A 19,433-nucleotide genomic window follows, 5' to 3' on the forward strand; every position below is an offset into this window, starting at 1 on the left:
GCACCTTTCGCCACTTGAAGGTCTTTGAGGTTTCCCACAAGGCCTACTGAGTGCGACATCTCGCTGCACCGCTAGTCACATCTACCTCATGAGCATCTCCTTTCTCAGAAGTGGGTCGGAGCGCCAATCGTCGTCGAGCATCGACGATCAGCGAGATCTCAGTGCCGGTGGGAGGATGCCGCCTTGCGCAGCTCACGGACGGCGGCCAGGGCGTCGTCGGCCCGGTAGACCGCCGAGCCGGCGACGAAGACGTCGGCTCCCGCCTCCGCTGCGCGCTCAATCGTCTGAGCGGTGATGCCACCATCCACCTGCACACGCAGGTCGAGCCCCCCGGCCCCGACCAGCTCGCGGGCACGGCGGATCTTGGCCAGCATCGACTCGATGAAGGACTGGCCGCCGAAGCCCGGTTCCACGGTCATGAGCAGGAGGAGGTCGAACTCCCCCAGGACGCCGGCAACGGCTCCCAGGGGGGTGGCGGGCCTCAACGCGATTCCTGCGCCGGCGCCGAGCCGGTGAAGCTCGCGCGCCAGGCGCACCGGGGCGGTGGTGGCCTCGGCGTGGGGGGTGACGATCTGGCAGCCGGCCTCTGCGTAGGCCGGGGCCCAGCGGTCGGCGTCGCGGATCATGAGATGGGCGTCCACGGGCAGCGTGGTGTGGGCCAGCACCGCCTCGACCACCGGCAGCCCCCAGGACAGGTTGGGCACGAAGTAGTTGTCCATGACGTCGACGTGGATCCCGTCCGCACCGTCAGTACCTGTGACCCGGTCGAGCTCGTCGGCCAGGTGGGCGATGTCGCAGTTGAGGATCGAGGGATGGATGGCCGTCATCGGGATGCTCCTCATGATGTGCTCATGGTGTCGTCGTGTGTTAGCTGGTGCGTCGCAGCAGGGCGCAGAACATCGCATCGGTTCCGTCGAGGTGGGGCCAGAGCTGGAGCATCTCGCGCTCGGCGCCGGCCGGCGGCTGGGGCGCCAGCCTGGTGGCGAGGTCCCCGGCGTGCAGGATCTCCGTGTTCAGGCCCTCACTCCGCAGGAGACGGGTGACGTCTCGCACCACGAGGCTCGTCTCCAGGGCGTGCGGTGAGCAGGTTACGTAGGTCACCACTCCGCCGCGCCGCACGGCGCGCAGCGCACTGGCCAACAACTCGCGCTGAAGCTCGGCCAGGACGGTGACGTCCTGCGGCCTCCGGCGCCACCGGGCCTCCGGCCGACGACGCAGCGAACCGAGACCCGTGCAGGGCGCGTCGACCAGCACCCGGTCGTAGGCTGCCGCTTCATCGCGCCCGATGCCTCGTCCGTCCCCGCAGCGCACCCGGGCCACGTCGCGTGGAACTGCGCGCAGGGCGGAGCGCACCAGATCGGCCCGGTGAGGGCTCACCTCGTTGGCGAGCAGGTGAGCGCCCTTCTGGGCGGCCCGCGCGGCCAGCAGCGCAGCCTTGCCCCCGGGACCGGCGCACAGGTCGAGCCAGCGCTCGTCGCGGCCCTCGAGCGGGGCCTCAGCGGCGATGAGCGCCACCAGTTGGCTGCCCTCGTCCTCGACCCCGGCACGGGAGTCTCGGATCGCCTCGATCCTGCCGGGGTCTCCCCCGTCCATGACAACGGCGAGAGGACTGATTCGCCCCAGGCGGGGCTCGACGTCGTGGACCCGGTCGGCCTTGCGGGCAGCCTTTGCCAGGGCCTCAGGGGAGATGAGACCGGGTCGGGCGCACAGGGTCACCTCGGGGTCGGCGTTGTCGGCGACCAGGAGCGCCTCCAGCTCCTCGGCGCTGCGACCGTGCTTGACCAGGGCCTGGCGCAGCGCCTTGACGATCCACTCGGGGTGGGACTGGGTACGGGCCAGGGCGACCGTCTCATCGGGGGCGTCCCGGCCCAGAAGGACCAGCCACGCCTCCAGGTCCTGACCGCTGAGCCGGCGCATGATCGCGTTGACGAAGGTGGCGGAGCCGCGCCCGCAGGAGTCGGCCGCCAGGTCCACGGTGGTGCTCACGGCGGCGTGCTGGGCCACGCGCATCCCCATGAGCTGGTGGGCCCCCAGACGCAGGACATCGAGCACGGCCGGATCGATCTGCTCCAGGGGTCGGTCCGTGCAGGTGGCGATCATGGCGTCGTAGCGTCCCTGCAAGCGCAGAGTTCCGTAGGTCAGGGCGGTGGCGAATCCGGCGTCACGCCGGTCCATGTCGGCGGAGTCCAGCAGCTCGGGCAGGAGGAGGTTGGCGAAGGCGTCGTCCCGGCGCACCCGGGTGAGTACCTCCAGCGCCACCCGGCGCGCCGGATCCGACCGCCGTTGAGGCGAACGCGGGCGCGCACTCGCCCGTGCGCCGTCCGGCTTGCGGGTGCGTCGTCCTCGGTCATGCCCGCTCTTTCGGTCGCCTTGAACGCTACGGCCGCCGTGTCGTCGTCCGACTCCGCCGCTGCGGCGCTCACTGTGACCGCCTGGTGCACCCCGGCGTGCCGATCGCTCGCCCATCAGCTCAGCCTCTCATTGTCGCCGGTCTCAGGGGCCGGAGCTCCCAGGACGGTGCCCACTTCCGGGCGGGCTCCACGGGCCCAGGCGTCGGCGGGCATCCAGCTGCGTCCTGCGGGTGCCACCCGCCCCAGGCGGACCGCGCAGCCCCCGGTCCCCACGAGGACCTCGCGCTTGGAGGCGCGCACCTGACCGGGCAGGAGATCCGTCACCTCGGGGACGGGGGTGACCGGTCCCAGGCGGAACCTGGCGCCGAGGTAGCTGGTGTGAGCCCCCGGGGCCGGAGTCACGCCCCGGATCCGACGATCGACCGTCAGAGCCGGGTCCTCCCAGCGGACCCGCCCGTCCGCGGTGGAGAGCATCGGAGCCAAGGTGGCCAGCGCCCCGTCCTGCGGCTCGGGCTGGACGGCTCCCTCCTCTACCTGCCGCAGGACGTCGAGGACCAGGGGGGCGCCAGCACGCGCCAGGCGCTCCAGGAGGTCGCCGCTGGTGTCGCTCGCACCGATCGCCTCGGTGATGCGGCCGTAGACGGGGCCGGTGTCGAGCCCCTCCTCGAGGCGGAACACGCAGGCCCCGGTGACCTCCTCTCCGGCGATGATCGCGCGTTGGACGGGGGCCGCTCCGCGCCATGCCGGCAGCAGGGAGAAGTGGAGGTTCAGCCACCCGTGCTCGGGCACGTCCAGCATGTCGGCCGGAACCAGGCGCCCGTAGGCGACCACGACGGCGACGTCCGCCTTGAGCTCACGCACCCAGGTGCGCACCTCGTCGGCCGCCTCACCCTTGAGGGTGGAGGGGGTTCGCACGTCGAGCCCGGCCTCGCGGGCCACGGCGGCCACCGGTGAGGGGTGCAGTGTGCGACCGCGGCCCCTGCGGGCGTCAGCGCGGGTGAGCACTCCGACGACGTCGTGCTCACTGGCGATCAGGGCCTCCAGGGTGGGGAGGGCTACCTCGGGGGTTCCGGCGAACAGCACACGCATGAGCCCCATGCTACGGCCCTGCGTTGCACAAGCCGGGGTTCATCGTTGGCGCGGCGCAGGAAGAAGACCCAGCTCGACGAGCTCGGCCCGCAGGCGTCCCGCCCCGGTGAAGTGGTGGGTGCGCAGGCCGAGGTCGCCCGCGGCTCGGATGTTGGGGGCCGAGTCGTCAACGAACAGGGTGCTGCGGGCCTGCAGTCCGTAGCGCTGAAGGAGCAGCTCGAAGATGGCGGCATCGGGCTTGGCCAGGTGCTCGCGCCCGGAGACCACGATGCCGGTGAAGCGCTCGAGCTGAGGCACCAGGAGTCGGGCCTGCTCGAAGGGCTCGGCATCGAAGTTGGTCAGGCCGTACAGCGGCACTCCTGCCTCGAGCAGGTCGTTGAGCAGGGCCGCCATCCCGGGAACGGGGCCGGTCAGTGAGGAGGGGAAGCGCTCGCGATACAGGGAGAGGATTTCTGTCCAGTCGGGGCGGTCGGGATGAGTGCGAGCGTAGTCGCTGAGCACCTGCTCGAAGGGCTGCCCCAGATCCAGCCGCTCGTTCCAGGCGAGGAACCCGCCGTCGGTCGCGAACTCGTCCCAGGCATCGAGGGGCACGTATCCGGCCACAGCGGCCACCGGGTCCCAGGTGTACAGGACGTTGCCGTAGTCGAGGACCACCGCGTTCACGGGGCCGGTGGGAGGTGCGGTCATGTCCGACATCCTTCCACGGTCCTCGCCCGAGGACCCCTCCTCGGACCGAGGGCCGGCAGCATTTGTATGACCTCTACCAAGGCCGAAACGGGCCCACCGTAGGCCGGGACGCACCTGAAGGCCCCGCCGACGGCATCATCATTTGGTGGGACCAGTATCACGTACCGGCTGCAGAGGTCTGATCACTCCGTCCTGAACTTCCTTCACATCAGGGGCTTCTCAACCACCAATGACTCTGGTACGCTCGTACCAATCCGGTACAAGCGTACCATTTCAATCGTCAGAGCTCGTGATATGTATCATGATCCACGTCAACGACACAGTGCTGTGTCAGAGAGGGAGTCATGGATCTTTCCGTGGATTCCGAAATCGGGAGGCTTCGGCAGGTCATCCTGCACAGGCCTGGAGGTGAGATGCTCAGGCTCACTCCGCAGAACAAGGACCACCTCCTGTTCGACGACGTCCTGTGGCTCGAGCGGGCCCAGGAGGAGCACGATCAGTTCGCACGCGTGCTGACTGATCGCGACGTCGAGGTGCTCTACCTCGGCGACCTCTTGGCCGAGACCCTTGAGGTGCCCGAGGCCAGGGACTATGTCCTGGACCGGGTCATCAACGAGAACACCAACGGCCCCATTGCCGCCGAGCCGATGCGGGCCCTGGCTCAGGGGCTGTCCGGAGCCGACCTGGCCGAGATCCTCATCGCCGGCATCACCAAGGCCGAGCTGCTGGAGCGCACCTCCTGCCCGGACTCCCTGGTGCTGGCCTCCATGAACGACGACGACCTGCTCCTGGCGCCGTTGCCCAACCACCTGTTCACCCGCGACACGTCGTGCTGGGTCTACAACGGCGTGTCCATCAACTCGATGACAATGCCGGCCAGGCAGCGCGAGACCATCAACTACGAGGCGATCTACCGCTGGCACCCCCGCTTCGCGAACGCCGACTTCCCCGTGTGGTCCGAGGGCACCCAGGCCGGTCCCGCCACTGTCGAGGGTGGAGACGTGCAGATCATCGGCAACGGCGCCGTCCTGGTCGGGGTCTCGGAGCGCACCACCGCCCAGGGCATCGAGAGGCTCGCCAGCCGGCTCTTCGCCGCGGGGAAGGTCAACCATGTGGTCGCCGTCGAGATGAAGCGGACGCGCGCGCAGATGCACCTGGACACGGTCATGACCATGGTCGATGCCGGCACCTTCACCGTCTACGGAGGCCTGGGGATGCTGCCGACACTCACTGTGCGTCCGGAAGGCGACGGACAGATCAGCGTCACCCGCAACGACCCGGAGGACATGTACCGCGTCATCGCCCAGGCACTGGGCATCGACGACCTCACCGTCCTCATCACGCCTCAGGACTCCATGGCCGCCGCGCGCGAGCAGTGGGACGATGGTTCCAACTCACTGGCCGTCGCCCCCGGCGTCATCGTCGCCTACGAGCGCAACGTCAACACCAATGAGTACCTCACCTCCCACGGTATCGAGGTCCTGACGATCCCGGGCTCAGAGGTCGGTCGCGGGCGCGGCGGCCCGCACTGCATGAGCTGCCCGATCCTGCGGGACCCGGTCGCCTGAGCCGGTCCCCCATCAGCGCCTTCGGCGTCAATGAAGACAACCCATCACCCACTCAAACACTCAACCACCCAGACGAAGGAGTCCTCATGACCCACCCCCTGCACAACCGCAGCTTCCTCAAGGAGCTTGATTTCACTGCCGATGAGTGGAGCATCCTGCTCAAGCTGGCGGCTCAGCTCAAGGAGGACAAGAAGGCCGGTCGTGAGGTGAAGCGGCTGACCGGCAAGAACATCGCGCTCATCTTCGAGAAGACCTCGACTCGTACGCGCTGCTCCTTCGAGGTGGCCGCCTATGACCAGGGCGCCCAGGTCACCTACCTGGACCCCTCGGGCTCGCAGATGGGTCACAAGGAGTCGGTGGCGGACACCGCCCGGGTCCTGGGCCGCTTCTACGACGGCATCGAGTTCCGCGGTAAGAAGCAGGAGCACGTCGAGGCCCTGGCCGAGCTCTCGGGGGTGCCGGTGTGGAACGGGCTGACCGACGAGTGGCACCCCACCCAGATGCTCGCCGACCAGTTGACCATGCTGGAGCACACGGGCAAGCCGATCGAGGAGATCTCCTTCGCCTACCTGGGGGACGCCCGTAACAACGTGGCCAACTCGCTGCTCATCTCCGCTGCCCTGATGGGGATGGACGTGCGGATGGTGGCGCCCGCAGAGCTGCAGACACCTCCTGAGGTGGTGGCCCAGGCCAAGAAGCTGGCGGAGAAGAGCGGAGCCCGTGTCCTCGTCACCGACGACGCCGCTGAGGGTGTCAAGGGAGTCGACTTCCTATACACCGACGTGTGGGTCTCGATGGGTGAGCCCAAGGAGGTGTGGGACCAGCGCATCGCCCTGCTGCGCCCCTACCAGGTCAACGCCGAGCTGGTGCAGGCCACCGGTAACCCCGACGTCAAGTTCCTCCACTGCCTACCGGCCTTCCATGATCGCAACACCACCGTGGGTGAGGACATCTTCACCAAGACAGGCATGGAGGGCCTGGAGGTGACCGACGACGTCTTCGAGACCGAGCGCAACGTCGCCTTCGACCAGGCGGAGAACCGCATGCACACCATCAAGGCCGTCATGGTCGCAACCCTCGGAGACTGGGACTGAGCCGTGAGAATTGTTGTTGCCCTCGGCGGAAACGCCTTGCTGCGCAGGGGCGATAAGCCCGACGCCAGCACTCAGATCCACAATGTCGAGGTGGCGGCTCGTGAGCTGGCGAAGCTGGCAGAGAAGCACGAGCTGGTCCTCACCCACGGCAACGGCCCTCAGGTGGGTGTCCTGGCCCTGCAGTCCGCTAACGACGAGCGCCTCTCGGAGCCCTACCCCTTCGACACCCTCGGTGCTCAGACCCAGGGCATGATCGGCTACTGGCTGCTTCAGGCCATGCAGAACGCCCTACCAGGGCGCCATGTGGCCGCGATGGTCAACCAGACCCTGGTCCTGGCCGGCGATCCCGCCTTCTCCAACCCCACAAAGTTCGTCGGTGAGGTCTACACCAAGGAGGAGGCGGAGAGACTGGCCGAGGAACGGGGCTGGGTGGTCAAGCCCGATGGCGATCACTACCGTCGCGTCGTCGGCTCCCCCAAGCCGCAACGCGTCATCGAGACCCGCCTGGTGCGCACGCTCCTGGATGCCGGAGCCGTCGTTGTTTGCTCCGGTGGAGGCGGCGTCCCCGTCATCCGCAGCTCCGAAGGAAAGCTCAAGGGCATCGAGGCCGTCATCGACAAGGACCTCACCGCATCGGTCCTGGCCGAGGCGCTGGAGGCTGATGCGCTTCTCATCCTCACCGACGTCGACGGCGTGTTTGAGGACTTCGGAACCGAGAACCAGAAGCAGGTCCCGCGGGCGACGCCGGCAGCGCTGCGCGCGATGGGTCTTCCCAGTGGATCCATGGGACCAAAGGTCGAGGCAGTGTGCCGATTTGTTGAGCTGACCGGAGACATGGCGGCAATCGGACGTCTTGAGGACGCCGTTTCCATCATTGAGGGCCAGGCAGGGACTATCGTGACCCCCGGAGGCAACTACGGTGGTCCCGACGATATTCGTCCCCCGATTCCCGAGCAAATCGACACCCGCATTCGCAGGGCCTGACCAGAGCGACGGCATCGGTCCTTCAAGGAGGTGGTGAGAACCGTCGACCACATATGACCATGCCATGGTTCAGCTATCATTCTTTTACACAGTTACTCCTACGGCCACTTTTGAGGTTCCTTCAGAGTAGAATGACAGTGTTGAACCACAGACACACTTACCTGTCTCAATTCACACACCACACAACGAGCACAAAGGAGTGACTTACTCATGACGAAGATCGTCAACTCTTGGAACGATTTCGACCCGCTCAAGCACGTCATCGTCGGCCGCGCGGACTTCTCGGTTATTCCTCCCGAGGAGCCGGCCACCTCCGAGAAGGTGCCGATTGACTCCGAGATGCGCGGCATGTGGGGCCCCCGCCCCACCGCCACCGTCGAGGCCGCCAACGAGCAGCTTGACAACTACGTCAAGATCCTCGAGGGACTGGGCGTCAAGGTGGACCGGCCCACGCCGCTGCAGTGGAACCAGGCCATCCAGACGCCTGACTTCCGCACGGAGTCGGGCTTCACCCAGATGCCCCCGCGCGACATCCTGCTCACCATCGGTGAGGAGATCATGGCCTCGGCCAACTCGTTCCGCTGCCGCTACTTCGAGTATCTCGCCTACTGGCCCCTCATGAACCAGTACTTCGAGGAGGACCCGGAGTTCAAGTGGACCCAGGCGCCTCGTCCTCGGCTGACGGACAAGTCCTACAAGCACAACTACTACGACGAGAAGATCTCCCTGGAGGAGCGCCTCGAGCGCACCGCCGCCAAGGACTTCGTGACCACTGAGTTTGAGCCGATGTGGGACGCAGCCGACGTCATGCGTGTGGGTAAGGACCTGTTCATCCAGCACGGTCTGACCACCAACCGCAAGGCGATGGAGTGGTTCAAGCGCTACTACCCCGACCTGCGGGTGCACGCGGTGAACTTCCCCGGCGACCCCTACCCGATCCACATCGACGCCACCTTCGTGCCGCTGCGGCCCGGGCTGATCATCAACAACCCGCACCGCCGCCTGCCCGAGGAGCAGCGCAAGATCTTCGAGGCCAACGACTGGCAGATCGTCGACGCCGCTCCCCCGGCCCACGAGGTTCCGCCGCCGCTGTGCTACTCCTCCGTCTGGCTGTCCATGAACTGCCTCGTCATCGACCACAAGACCGTGTGTGTCGAGGCCAGTGAGGTCCACCAGATGGAGCAGATGGACAAGCTGGGCATGAACGTCATCCCGGTCCCCTTCCGTGACGCCTACGCCTTCGGCGGTGGTCTCCACTGCGCGACGGCGGACGTGTACCGCGAGGGTGGCTGCGAGGACTACTTCCCCAACCAGGTCGCTGACCCGACTCTGGTCTGATCTCAAAGAGTGCGGGGCGGTGGCTCATGGATCGGGCTGCCGCCCCGCACCGTTCTCGGCTATGCTCAGCGCGGTCCTCGGACTCTCCGTGGAGCTGGTGACGACCGACCTGACCGCATGATGACCGGCAATGATGCCGACCTGCTGTGCATGCCGGGAAGAACTCAGGAGACACAACTACCATGTCACAGACTTCGTCCGCTGAATCCTCTGTCACAGAGTACGTGATGAACAAGAAGCTTGGTGCTATTGCCATGCTTCTCTCCGCCACCGGAATGGGCTTGGTTGGCACCATCAGCCGCGGTACAACCGCCGGTCTCGAGCCCGCCGACAAGTCCGTCATCGGATCGTTCCTGGCCTTCGGGCGTATGACCGTTGGGCTGCTCGGCTTCATTCTCATCCTCGTTCTCACCAGGAAGATCGGCTTGTTCCGGCGCACCCGCCTGAGCGCAACCGTGATCCTGGGAGGAGTGGCCATCGGCCTGTCCCTGGGCTGCTACATCTCCTCGACGTTGATGACGTCGATCGCCAATGCCGTCTTCCTCATCTACACAGGACCTCTGTTCTGTGCGCTGCTGGCACGCATTTTCCGCAAGGAGAAGATCAGCGTGCTTTCTGGAATTTTCCTGTCTCTGGTGTTCGTCGGCATGCTGCTGACCATCGGCATCATCGACTTCAAGAACGGAAGTCTGACCTTCGGGCTGGATCTGTCGGCCTCGTCCCCCGAGTTTCCGCAGAAGAAATTGGGAGACCTTCTTGGCCTACTATCAGGAGTCTTCTACGGTCTGGCGATGTTCTTCTATGGATATCGCAAGGACGTTGACTCGGTTGTACGAGGCGTCTGGAACTTCTTCTGGGCCGCCTCTGCTACATTTGCGATGTCAGTCATTCTGAAGCCATGGCACGGCGTCTCGTCCTTCACCGCCACCAACTGGATGTGGGCAGTCGCCCTCTTCCTCATCTGCGGCCTGTTCGCGCTGGGATTCCTGGTCGTTGCTGGACGTAATCTTCCCGCTGTGGAGTACTCGACGATCTCCTACTGGGAGTGTCCGGTCGCCATTCTGTGCGGCCTCATCGTCTGGGGAGAGAAGCTCACTCCTGTGGGAATGGTCGGAGGTCTTCTCATTGTCGGAGGAGGGCTGGCGCCCATCATTCTGGACGCCGTCACTCGGAAGTCCCGCTCGTCCGAGGCCTGAGCACAAAGCGTTCCTGTCTGCCCACGACCCGGTGAGAAGCCGGGTCGTGGGCAGACAGGAACGAGCGGCAACCGTCCACACAATCTGCAGATACATGAGATCATAGACACCGTCGATACCCACGATGACCGAGCCGGAGCCATAGGCCATGAGTAATGTCCACCCAAGAAGCATGAACGACTATCACTCCGATCCCGAACGCAGTCTTGCGCTGAGACGCGCAGCAAAAGCGAGTTTCATCGGAAACTTCATCGAGTGGTTCGACTATGCCTCGTACGGCTACTTGGCTACCGTCATCGGCCTTGCCTTCTTCCCCGAGGCTGATAAGTCTGTTCGGTTGATGTCGACATATGCAGTATTCGCCATGTCGTTCATTTTGCGGCCCATCGGAGCTGTTGTCTGGGGAGCCTGGGGAGATCGGTGGGGTCGTCGCTGGGCCCTATCATGGTCGATTCTCATCATGTCAGGATCGACCTTTTTCATCGGCCTTCTTCCCACATACTCAGCTATAGGTGTGGCAGGCGCCATCAGCCTTCTTCTACTGCGAATGATTCAAGGGTTCTCCGCATCAGGAGAATACGCGGGCGCTGGAACCTTCCTAGCTGAGTACGCGCCCCCTTCTCGTCGTGGAATATACACGTCTCTGGTTCCTGCGTCCACTGCATGCGGATTGCTTGCCGGCTCTCTCATGGTCACAGGAATGTTTTCGGTCCTGAGCGACGGAGCGATGAACACGTGGGGATGGCGCATTCCCTTTCTTTTAGCCGGTCCCCTGGGACTCGTTGGTCGCTACATTCGGGTTCACCTGGAGGACTCCCCTGCCTACCAGGAGATGCGTGCAGAACTACCGCAGGCAGCAAAGTCGACGAAGTCGACTACTTCTATATTTCAGCGTATGGGCCGTCACCGTCGCGGGATAGTTATATCCCTGGTGGCTGTATTAGTTCACGCAACCGCGTTTTATGCCATACTTGCATATCTTCCAAGTTATATGCAAAGGGGGCTCGGCTTAGATAGGAGGACCGCTTTTGTTGTCGTCGTATGCGGCATCTTTGCTTACATCTGTGCAGTCTCCTTTGCTGTTCGCGTAACTGATCAACGAGGACAACGACGAAATCTTATTGTCGCTTTACTGATATTCATTCTGCCCGAATCTATTCAGGAGCTTCTAACTAATCATCGCCGGGACACTGCCATCACATTTGGCGTTTCTTGCCTCAATGCAGTTGCCTTCTATATGCTGCTGAGTTACATGCCAACTTATGTCCACGAAGAACTGGGGTTCTCACAGGATACTGCCACGCTGGCGACGTCTATAATGCTTGTGGTCTACATTGGATCAATATTTATTATGGGTCATCTGTCCGACTCTTTCGGACGCCGACAGATGCTTATTGCTGCCTGCGTCGCATTTCTCGTGCTGACCATTCCACTTTTCCTTATAATGACCAGGGTTGCTGGCATGTTCATAGCTGTTGTTCTGTGTCAGATCGTGTTTGCTATCGCTCTGACTGCGAATGATGGAACGCTGGCCACCTTCTTGGCAGAATCCTTCCCGACCAATGTACGCTACTCCGGTTTCGCTCTGTCCTTTAATGGAGCCAATGCAATTCTTGGGGGAACGACACCATTTATCGTCACCTGGCTCATCAAAGTCACTGGATCCCCGCTAGCCCCTGCAGTCTATCTTACCGTTATTGCGTTGTTTGCCATGGTGGCTATCTTCATGTCTCGCACGATTCATGGATCAGAACTAACCGAGTCAAATACTGGTTCTTGAACATTGACACATGCTGATTATGTGTGTGCCTGTAAATCGGTCCGGATCGTTGGTGATGGTCTGCTCGGCTTGGGTGGGGGTCGCGGTACTGTCGGTCTGACAGCGACATGGACTCCGATCCCAGGGCGCCACAGGGCCTGTGGTCGTCAAAGACAATGGGCATGGCACTCCACAACCGCCCGCCCCAGGGGTGAGGAACTGGTCCTCCGCGGTCAGTCCCAGGGCGTCCGGACCCAGGAAGGTCGTTAGAGCAGAGCGCTAGAAGGTTGTCTCAGGCATGTCGAGGTCCTCGTGCCGGGTTGTCTTAGCGGCTCTCCGACATCACTGGGCCTTGATCCCCACCTGATGCAGCGACGCCCCCACCAAACCCACCCGAACAGATCAATGGGCGCTGGCTACTGCACCCTCAAACGCGAAGAGCCGGTAAACCTGCCGAGTTTGTTTTCTGCCCGGGGCACCGCATGGAGGGGGGCCGATGCCTGAGCACACGCTCTGCTCCAGCTGCGCAGGCGTCGGTATCTGCAACATGATCCCGACCAAGAATCCCAGTACCAGGTGACGCAACCAGATGATCGACTCAATAGGAGCGCCCGTTGAGAGGCCCAGTGCGTTGATCAAGTGCTTCTCAAGTTCTTTAGACATGTCCCCTCCGCCCCAGAACCATCACTACTGTCAACCACCGCAGCTTTGTTCGTCTTCACCATGCGCATGAGGCTTCTGCTTCATTCTCAAAGGTGACGCCCTTGCCGATCTCCAGGAACGAGTAGTTGTCCGTCGGCTTGCGAGCCACATGAACGGTTACTAATTAGGTCAGCAACCAACCGGCAACACAAATTTTAGTTGTACGACATTACATGTGAAGCATACAATCAACATTTGTTGCACGATTCATGTGCCGTCGTCACGCAGATCTTGTTTCAACTGATATTGCAGAGGAAAGTGCGCAGTTCGTAGATTCAGGCGCGCGACGCAAGCACTGCAGTTCAAGTTAGTTCATGTTGGTGCTTTTCCCTGTGATGGCGGTAATCTCTCTTGATGTCTACCGGTTGCTGAAGCTAAACCGGGTTGCGAAGAGTGATGCGTCACTGTAGCCTCGAATACCGAGAAGCGCTCCTCCCCCACCATCATCCGACTCACGTTTGAATGAGAGGAATCATGATGCTTGGAACGAAGAGAATTGCTGTGGCAACTGCTAGTATTCTCGCTTTTGCTGGTGGTGTCTGTGCAATGGCGCAGCCGATAGCGGAAGCCGAGGTCTGCAATGGAGCAACTGGACGAACTATTGAGTCTGTGAATCCTCTTACAGGGGGAGAAACGTGGCAAGTAAAGCTCGATTCCTGTAAGGCCAGGGAGCTTGTTGATGCATATAGTGACGTAAAGGATGCTGCAGGCTTTACAAGTATCTTGACTTCTAGGTCTAAGAATTGGCAGATTGGAGCGGCCACTGGGATTGTTTTCGGGTGGGCCTGGAAGAATCAGACAGCAGTGAGAAACTGCACTGCCGGAGGTAAAGGTATCCAGTTCAAAGAAGTGAACGGCATAATTACGGAATGTGAAGCTCAGTGATCCTTCCTGCGGCATCTCCTGTGTGAGATGATGGCAGTCACTCACATGCTCAAGCACGCATTATTTTAGGTTCTGGATGTGATTGATGAAAATCATAAATTTAGTGTGAGCTTCGAGTCAGTCCTTCATGCGAGGTAATTATCACCGTCTTGTTACGGACAAGACGGTGCAGTGGTCGTAGGATGAGGGGTATGGCTGACACCCATACAGACGCCGTCAATGACAATACCCCTGCTCGCACGCGCTCTCGTTCAGAGGTTCGGGTTACTCCGCGAGGTGAGGATCGCCGCCAGGCCATCATCGATGCTGCGGCCGCCATTATCCGCGAGTCGGGTCCCTCGGCAGTCAGCCACCGTAGCGTCGCCAAGAGGGCCGGTTGCTCCCTGTCTGCGACAACCTACTACTTCGATGGCCTGGAGGACCTCCTGCACCAAGCCGGACTGGTCAACATCGGACTGTGGGCCTCGCGTGCCGAGCGAGTCGCGGACCGGGTGGAGGCCTTCAAAGGAGTTCCGGACCTGTCCCAAAGAGTCCGCTTCATCCTGCAGGCGACACTGCCGGCTCATGGCGGCTACTTCGGTCACTACCTCCAACTCATCTCGGCGAGCCAGGCGGCCCCGGTCAAACAGGCCTATCGTCAAGGTCGGCAACGCCTCAACGTTGCGTTGCGCCGTGTCCTACGTCAGCTGGACAGCCCGCTGGAGCCGGAGATGGTCATCGCAGTCGTCGACGGTGCGGCCGTCACCGCCCTCAGTGAAGGATGGAACGTCAAGTCCACCGCGGCGGGACTGCTGACTGATCTCATTTCCCTGGCCCACGGCATGCCGTCCTTCCAAGTGCCTGGTGCCGCGGTGGGCGCTGCCGCAGCCAATGCGACACTGCCTGCGGCAGTGAAGGCGAGTAGCAGCACCCGCTAGGACCACCGTTTCACTGGTGTGGGTGCCCTGCCGCTTCTGCTGGCTGACTCACCACAAACGGGTGGGATCCATCTCAACTCGCACCGGTTCCTCCCGCCGGGCCGACCGGTCACGCAGTCTTACCCCGAGCATGTTCGCAAGCGCTCGGCCACGTGTCAGCGGAGCGCGCACCAGTGCCCTGGCCCCGCCAGGGGCCACCTGACCGTGAACCGGTGGTGGCGCCACCGGTCCCAGCACCTCAAAACCATCTGCCTCGGCCTGAGCCAGGAGAGACTCCACACCACGCACCGGTCCATCCAGGCGTGCCACCCGCCACGCCGGCGGCAGATGCAGTTCAGCCCTCTCGATCAGCTCCCTGCGGGCGAATCCCGCGTGATCCCATCTCACCAGTGCCTGTGCCACCACCGGATCCGGTCTTCCCAGAAGAATGACGCGTGCCGACGGCGCCGCCAGCACCGCGGCATTCGTCCACTGTCGCAGTGCCTCACCGGCAGCTCCCAGATCGGGCCGTGAGGATAGGACGCCGCCGTCCAGCAGCAGCACAGCCCGGTATCCTCCCTCGGCCACCGGTTCAGCCCCGGGTGTGGATACGACGAGACGCGGGGAGCCGTCCACCTCGTCCACGACACCGTGGGCCTCCCGGGCCCCCGAGACCACCACGGGGATACCGGGAAAGGCTCGTCCGAGCTCCTCCCCCGTGCGCGTGGAGCCAACCGCCACCATCCTCAGGGCGTGGCCACCGCACTCCGGGCAGGTCCACTGCCCCACCGACCGAGCGCACCATCGGCAGGTCGTGCGGCCCTGGCGGTCCATCGACAACGGCCCCCCGCAGAACGAGCAGTGGGCGGCAGCACGGCAGCGCGCACAGGCCACCAGTGGCGCGTAGCCGGAACGCGGGACCTGGATGAGGACCGGTCCCTCCTGGAGAGCGTGCCGCAGCGCGCGGTGCGCCAGCGATGGGATCCGGGCCGCCCCGGAGGCGCCCTCCCGGTCCAGCTCAGCCGGTCCCGGCACCTCGGTGCGAGGCACCGCACTGCGCACCATCTGCCGCTCAGCCATCAGGTCCTGGCACCAGCCCTGCTCCACCAGTGACTGGGTCTCCACGGAACGGCAGAACCCACCGATGAGCAGGCCGGCGCCCTCAAGAGTGGATCGCAGTGCCAGCACCGTGCGCGTATGGGTGTAAGGAGCGTGGGGCTCGGCCAACCGATTGTCCGCATCGTCCCAGATGACCGCCAGGCCCAGACGTCGCACCGGGGCGAAGGCTGCCGCCCGGGTCCCTATCACCACCCGGGCACGTCCAAGCAGCAGAGCCAGGAAGGCCCGATAGCGTCGGGCCGGACCGTGCTCGGCCGAGAGCACGACGACCGGCTCCTCTCCCAGCTCCTGGCGAAGCCTGCCTGCCAGGCCCTCAGCCTGCTCCGTCGTCGCCACCACGATGACCGCTCCCCGGGAGCTCGCCAACGTGGCCTGCACCGCACGAGCCAGGCACACCTGCCACGGCTCGATCACGGCCCCCTGCTTGTTGTCGTCACGACCATCGCTCCTGGACCGCGACGCGCCGGGAGACCTACCGCGTGCCGGCAGCGCGCGCCAGGCCGCCCTTGGGGCTTCGCCGTCCACCAGCCGGGCCAGGAAGCTCTCCCCTCCGTCATAGTGCTGCCAGCCGCACTCGGACGTAGGAGGATTCCAGGTGACCAGGTCCTGCGGGGCCTTGCCCCGCTCGGACTTCTCAGTGGTGGCGTGCCTGGCGGGAAGCGCCAGACGAACGACGTCGGAGCGTGTCCCGGCGCTGCGAGCGGCGACGGCCTCGATGAGCCGGCGAGAGCTCTCCGGCAGGACCTGGAGATCCGAGACCACGCGGCGCAGCGCTGAGAGCCGACCGATGTGCGTCGTCGTAGTTCCCCGCTCCCAGATCCACCCCCGCATCTCCTGCTCGCCGAAGCGGACGATCACACGGGTCCCGGGACGAGCCTCCTGCGCCATCGCCACAGGGACCAGGTAGTCGAAGGTACGGTCGAGGTGCGGTACGGGAGAGTCCAGAAGAACTCTGGCAACAGGGTCGGTGACACCTGCGACCGTTACCGTGCGCTCGCCGGGCTCAGGCGGGTCCAGCAGCTCACCCTGCTTGTTCACCTCGGAACGACGCGTGAGTCCGGTCGGCTCACCGAGGATGGGAGCACCGTCGTCGTACCCGGTTGCCATACAGCCTCTGGAAGGGTCTCGCCGGATGGTGGCAGGGCTCAGATGGCCTGACGCAGTGCCTCGACGCGGTCGGTGACCTCCCAGGTGAAGCCGGGACGCCCGAAGTGTCCGTAGGCACTGGTGGCGCGATAAATGGGGCGCAGCAGGTCGAGGTCCCGTACGATCGCCGCAGGGCGCAGGTCGAAGACCTCATTGACGGCCGCCAAGATGCGCTCCTCGGGAACGGCGGCCGTGCCGAAGGTCTCCACGTAGATACCCACCGGATGGGCCGAGCCGATGGCGTAGGCGACCTGGATCTCGCAGCGCCTGGCCAGTCCTGCGGCGACGACGTTCTTGGCGACCCAGCGCATGGCGTAGCTGGCGGAGCGGTCCACCTTCGAGGGGTCCTTACCGGAGAAGGCTCCCCCGCCGTGACGGGCCATGCCCCCATAGGTGTCCACGATGATCTTGCGTCCCGTCAGACCTGCGTCACCCACCGGGCCGCCGATGACGAACTGCCCCGAAGGGTTGATGAGGACCTCGGCGCCGGCGGTGAAGAGCTCGGTGCCCGCCTCGGCCTCGGCCTCCAGCACCGGAGCGATGACCTCGGCCTGGAGAGCATCGGTGAGCCACGCACGGGTGCGGTCCTCGTCGTGCTGGGTGGAGATGACCAGGTTCTCCAGGCTCACAGGGCGCTGGCCGTCGTACCCGATCGTCACCTGGGTCTTGCCATCGGGCCGCAGACCCGGCACGATCCCCTGCTTGCGCACCAGTGCCAGCCGCTCCGCCAGACGGTGCGCCAGGTGGATGGGCAGCGGCATGAGGGCCGCGGTGTCATCGCAGGCGTATCCGAACATGAGTCCCTGGTCGCCGGCGCCCTGCAGGTCGAGGGGGTCGATGTCTCCGGTGTCCTGGCGGGCCTGAAGGGACTTGTCGACTCCGGCGGCGATGTCCGGGGACTGCTGGCCGATCGACACCGAGACCCCGCAGGAGCGGGCGTCGAAGCAGACGTCCGAGGAGGTATAGCCGATGGCTGAGATCTCTCGGCGTACGATCTCGGGGATCTCGACGTAGGCCCGCTCGGTGGTCACTTCTCCGGCCACGTGCACCAGGCCGGTCGTCACCATGGTCTCGACTGCGACGCGCGCGGTGGGGTCCTGCTCGAGGATGGCGTCAAGAATGGCATCAGAGACGCGGTCACAGATCTTGTCCGGGTGTCCTTCGGTGACTGACTCGGAGGTGAACAGACGCAAGGAGGAACTCACGCGTCCATCGTAGTCACCACCCGCACCGATCCGTGGTGGCGTTACCCACGAAAGTGCACCGCAGGCTTTCAGGAACCGCTCATCAGGTCCGCAGTGAGGCGGATGAGGAGACGGGCGACCTCCAGCTTGCTGCCCTGCCCACGGGCGACCTCCGCGCCCTGGGCATCCAGGACCACGATCGCGTTGGGGACGTCGCCGAAGCCGAGGTCCTCCCCCACCGCGTTGACCGCCAGGAGGTGGGCTCCCTTACGACGAGCCTTGGCGGCGCCGTGGAAGAGCACGTCGCCGTCGCCGTCCCCGGTCTCGGCGGCGAACCCGACGACGATCTGACCGGCCCGAGGCGGATCCTTCACCAGTCCGGCCAGAATGTCCGGATTGGAGGTGAGCTGGATCGATGTCGAGGGCTCGCCCGGGTGATCCGGCGCAGACGGCGGGTGCTTCTTGATCTTGGTGGCGGCCACCGTGACGGGCCGGTAGTCGGCGACGGCGGCGGACATGATGACGGCGTCGGCATCGCGGGCGGCCTCACGCACGACGTGGAGCATCTCACGGGCGGTACTGGCGGAGACGACGGAGACACTCGGCGGCAGAGCGTCAAGCAGGTCCGAAGCAACATGCGCCTGCACCAGAGTGACGCGGGCGCCCTGCTCGACGGCGGCCGTCGCCAGCGCGCAGCCCTGGCGACCGGAGGAACGGTTGCCGAGGTACCGCACCGGGTCGATGGGCTCGCGCGTGCCGCCGGCGGAGACGACGACGTGCCGTCCCTCAAGGCTCCCGGTCACCTCCGTCGAGGCGACAGCGTCGTGATCCCCGTGCTCCGGCTGTCGCAGGACAGCCAGGGCCCGGGAGACGATCTGCTCGGGCTCGGGCATGCGCCCCACTCCGGAGTCCTTGCCGGTCAGGGGGCCGGAGTCGGGCTCGATAACCGTCAGGCCACGTCCGCGCAGCACGGAGACATTGTCTCGGGTAGCGGGGTTGAGCCACATCTGGGTGTGCATGGCCGGAGCCAGGACGACGGGGGCCTCGGTCGCCAAAATCGTCGCGGTGAGCAGGTCGTCGGCCCGGCCGGCACGCACCCTTGCCAGCAGATCCGCCGATGCCGGCGCGACCAGGACGAGCTCAGCCCACTCGGCCACGGCCACGTGCTCGACCGCCGCTGGATCGTCGAAGACGCCAGTGGACACGGTCTGGCCACTGACTGCCGCCAGTGCCGGCGCCCCGATGAATCGCAGCGCCGACTCGGTGGCCACCACCTTGACCTCGTGCCCCGCCTGGCGCAGCAGACGAATGACGAAGGGGGCCTTGTAGGCGGCGATGGACCCGGCCACGCCGACGACGACGCGCCGCGGTGCCCGGGGGGCGGTCGCGGCGCGTCCACTCACAGCAGTGTGCAGCTCGTCCATGCGAGCGTGAC

The 19,433-nt window shown here is 64.5% G+C and carries 15 protein-coding genes; 8 read left to right on the top strand and 7 right to left on the bottom strand.

Going from position 1 to position 19,433, the window contains the following annotated elements:
• Positions 1 to 158 precede the first annotated feature (158 nt).
• The 4 genes from rpe to BQ8008_RS04795 all read right to left on the bottom strand — a co-directional run bounded on the left by rpe (position 159) and on the right by BQ8008_RS04795 (position 4,127).
• Positions 159 to 827 carry a ribulose-phosphate 3-epimerase gene (rpe, locus tag BQ8008_RS04780; RefSeq protein WP_199908020.1) on the bottom strand — a complete coding sequence of 223 codons (669 nt, stop codon included), beginning with the start codon at positions 825 to 827 and terminating at the stop codon, positions 159 to 161.
• Between the two features lie 40 nt (positions 828 to 867).
• Positions 868 to 2,259 carry an RsmB/NOP family class I SAM-dependent RNA methyltransferase gene (locus tag BQ8008_RS04785; RefSeq protein ID WP_108833028.1) on the bottom strand — a complete coding sequence of 464 codons (1,392 nt, stop codon included), beginning with the start codon at positions 2,257 to 2,259 and terminating at the stop codon, positions 868 to 870.
• Positions 2,260 to 2,465: 206 nt separating this feature from the next.
• Positions 2,466 to 3,440, bottom strand: a complete 975-nt coding sequence (gene fmt, locus BQ8008_RS04790) for a methionyl-tRNA formyltransferase (protein ID WP_108834675.1) — start codon at positions 3,438 to 3,440, stop codon at positions 2,466 to 2,468.
• 39 nt (positions 3,441 to 3,479) lie between these two features.
• Positions 3,480 to 4,127: an HAD family hydrolase gene (locus BQ8008_RS04795; RefSeq protein ID WP_234415232.1), complete on the bottom strand. Its 648-nt coding sequence runs from the start codon at positions 4,125 to 4,127 to the stop codon at positions 3,480 to 3,482.
• A gap of 344 nt (positions 4,128 to 4,471) precedes the next feature.
• Between BQ8008_RS04795 and BQ8008_RS04800 the strand changes: the two genes are divergently transcribed.
• From BQ8008_RS04800 to BQ8008_RS04830, 8 genes are all read left to right on the top strand, one after another.
• Positions 4,472 to 5,695, top strand: coding sequence for an arginine deiminase (locus BQ8008_RS04800; RefSeq protein WP_108833030.1), 1,224 nt, complete (start codon positions 4,472 to 4,474; stop codon positions 5,693 to 5,695).
• 86 nt (positions 5,696 to 5,781) lie between these two features.
• Positions 5,782 to 6,789: an ornithine carbamoyltransferase gene (argF, locus tag BQ8008_RS04805; RefSeq protein WP_108833031.1), complete on the top strand. Its 1,008-nt coding sequence runs from the start codon at positions 5,782 to 5,784 to the stop codon at positions 6,787 to 6,789.
• Positions 6,790 to 6,792: 3 nt separating this feature from the next.
• Complete coding sequence (arcC, locus tag BQ8008_RS04810; RefSeq protein ID WP_108833032.1) at positions 6,793 to 7,773, top strand: carbamate kinase; 981 nt, start codon at positions 6,793 to 6,795, stop codon at positions 7,771 to 7,773.
• Positions 7,774 to 7,983: 210 nt separating this feature from the next.
• Complete coding sequence (locus BQ8008_RS04815) at positions 7,984 to 9,111, top strand: serine/threonine protein kinase (RefSeq protein ID WP_108833033.1); 1,128 nt, start codon at positions 7,984 to 7,986, stop codon at positions 9,109 to 9,111.
• A gap of 182 nt (positions 9,112 to 9,293) precedes the next feature.
• Positions 9,294 to 10,307, top strand: a complete 1,014-nt coding sequence (locus tag BQ8008_RS04820; protein ID WP_108833034.1) for a DMT family transporter — start codon at positions 9,294 to 9,296, stop codon at positions 10,305 to 10,307.
• Positions 10,308 to 10,455: 148 nt separating this feature from the next.
• Positions 10,456 to 12,087, top strand: coding sequence for an MFS transporter (locus BQ8008_RS04825; RefSeq protein WP_108833035.1), 1,632 nt, complete (start codon positions 10,456 to 10,458; stop codon positions 12,085 to 12,087).
• Positions 12,088 to 13,242: 1,155 nt separating this feature from the next.
• Positions 13,243 to 13,653 carry a hypothetical protein gene (locus BQ8008_RS13290; RefSeq protein WP_159086767.1) on the top strand — a complete coding sequence of 137 codons (411 nt, stop codon included), beginning with the start codon at positions 13,243 to 13,245 and terminating at the stop codon, positions 13,651 to 13,653.
• A gap of 191 nt (positions 13,654 to 13,844) precedes the next feature.
• Complete coding sequence (locus BQ8008_RS04830; RefSeq protein WP_234415233.1) at positions 13,845 to 14,570, top strand: TetR/AcrR family transcriptional regulator; 726 nt, start codon at positions 13,845 to 13,847, stop codon at positions 14,568 to 14,570.
• A 48-nt stretch (positions 14,571 to 14,618) separates the two neighbouring features.
• Here the strand turns inward: BQ8008_RS04830 and BQ8008_RS04835 are convergent, their stop codons facing one another.
• The 3 genes from BQ8008_RS04835 to coaBC all read right to left on the bottom strand — a co-directional run bounded on the left by BQ8008_RS04835 (position 14,619) and on the right by coaBC (position 19,422).
• Positions 14,619 to 16,775, bottom strand: coding sequence for a primosomal protein (locus BQ8008_RS04835; RefSeq protein WP_108833036.1), 2,157 nt, complete (start codon positions 16,773 to 16,775; stop codon positions 14,619 to 14,621).
• Positions 16,776 to 16,813: 38 nt separating this feature from the next.
• A complete protein-coding gene (gene metK, locus BQ8008_RS04840) occupies positions 16,814 to 18,019 on the bottom strand; it encodes a methionine adenosyltransferase (RefSeq protein ID WP_108833037.1) in 1,206 nt (401 codons plus the stop codon).
• Positions 18,020 to 18,087: 68 nt separating this feature from the next.
• Positions 18,088 to 19,422, bottom strand: a complete 1,335-nt coding sequence (gene coaBC / locus BQ8008_RS04845) for a bifunctional phosphopantothenoylcysteine decarboxylase/phosphopantothenate--cysteine ligase CoaBC (protein ID WP_108833038.1) — start codon at positions 19,420 to 19,422, stop codon at positions 18,088 to 18,090.
• Positions 19,423 to 19,433 lie beyond the last annotated feature (11 nt).

It is taken from the genome of Actinomyces sp. Marseille-P3109 (genome assembly GCF_900323545.1).
GTDB lineage: Bacteria > Actinomycetota > Actinomycetes > Actinomycetales > Actinomycetaceae > Actinomyces.

What these genes read in the sequence shown, in the direction of transcription:
- fmt (WP_108834675.1), bottom strand. Translation starts at nt 3,440, where the DNA reads ATGCGTGTGCTGTTCGCCGGAACCCCCGAGGTAGCCCTCCCCACCCTG.
- BQ8008_RS04815 (WP_108833033.1), top strand. Translation starts at nt 7,984, where the DNA reads ATGACGAAGATCGTCAACTCTTGGAACGATTTCGACCCGCTCAAGCAC.
- coaBC (WP_108833038.1), bottom strand. Translation starts at nt 19,422, where the DNA reads ATGGACGAGCTGCACACTGCTGTGAGTGGACGCGCCGCGACCGCCCCC.
- BQ8008_RS04800 (WP_108833030.1), top strand. Translation starts at nt 4,472, where the DNA reads ATGGATCTTTCCGTGGATTCCGAAATCGGGAGGCTTCGGCAGGTCATC.
- BQ8008_RS13290 (WP_159086767.1), top strand. Translation starts at nt 13,243, where the DNA reads ATGATGCTTGGAACGAAGAGAATTGCTGTGGCAACTGCTAGTATTCTC.
- BQ8008_RS04795 (WP_234415232.1), bottom strand. Translation starts at nt 4,127, where the DNA reads ATGACCGCACCTCCCACCGGCCCCGTGAACGCGGTGGTCCTCGACTAC.
- BQ8008_RS04820 (WP_108833034.1), top strand. Translation starts at nt 9,294, where the DNA reads ATGTCACAGACTTCGTCCGCTGAATCCTCTGTCACAGAGTACGTGATG.
- BQ8008_RS04825 (WP_108833035.1), top strand. Translation starts at nt 10,456, where the DNA reads ATGAGTAATGTCCACCCAAGAAGCATGAACGACTATCACTCCGATCCC.
- BQ8008_RS04835 (WP_108833036.1), bottom strand. Translation starts at nt 16,775, where the DNA reads ATGGCAACCGGGTACGACGACGGTGCTCCCATCCTCGGTGAGCCGACC.
- argF (WP_108833031.1), top strand. Translation starts at nt 5,782, where the DNA reads ATGACCCACCCCCTGCACAACCGCAGCTTCCTCAAGGAGCTTGATTTC.
- rpe (WP_199908020.1), bottom strand. Translation starts at nt 827, where the DNA reads ATGACGGCCATCCATCCCTCGATCCTCAACTGCGACATCGCCCACCTG.
- BQ8008_RS04830 (WP_234415233.1), top strand. Translation starts at nt 13,845, where the DNA reads ATGGCTGACACCCATACAGACGCCGTCAATGACAATACCCCTGCTCGC.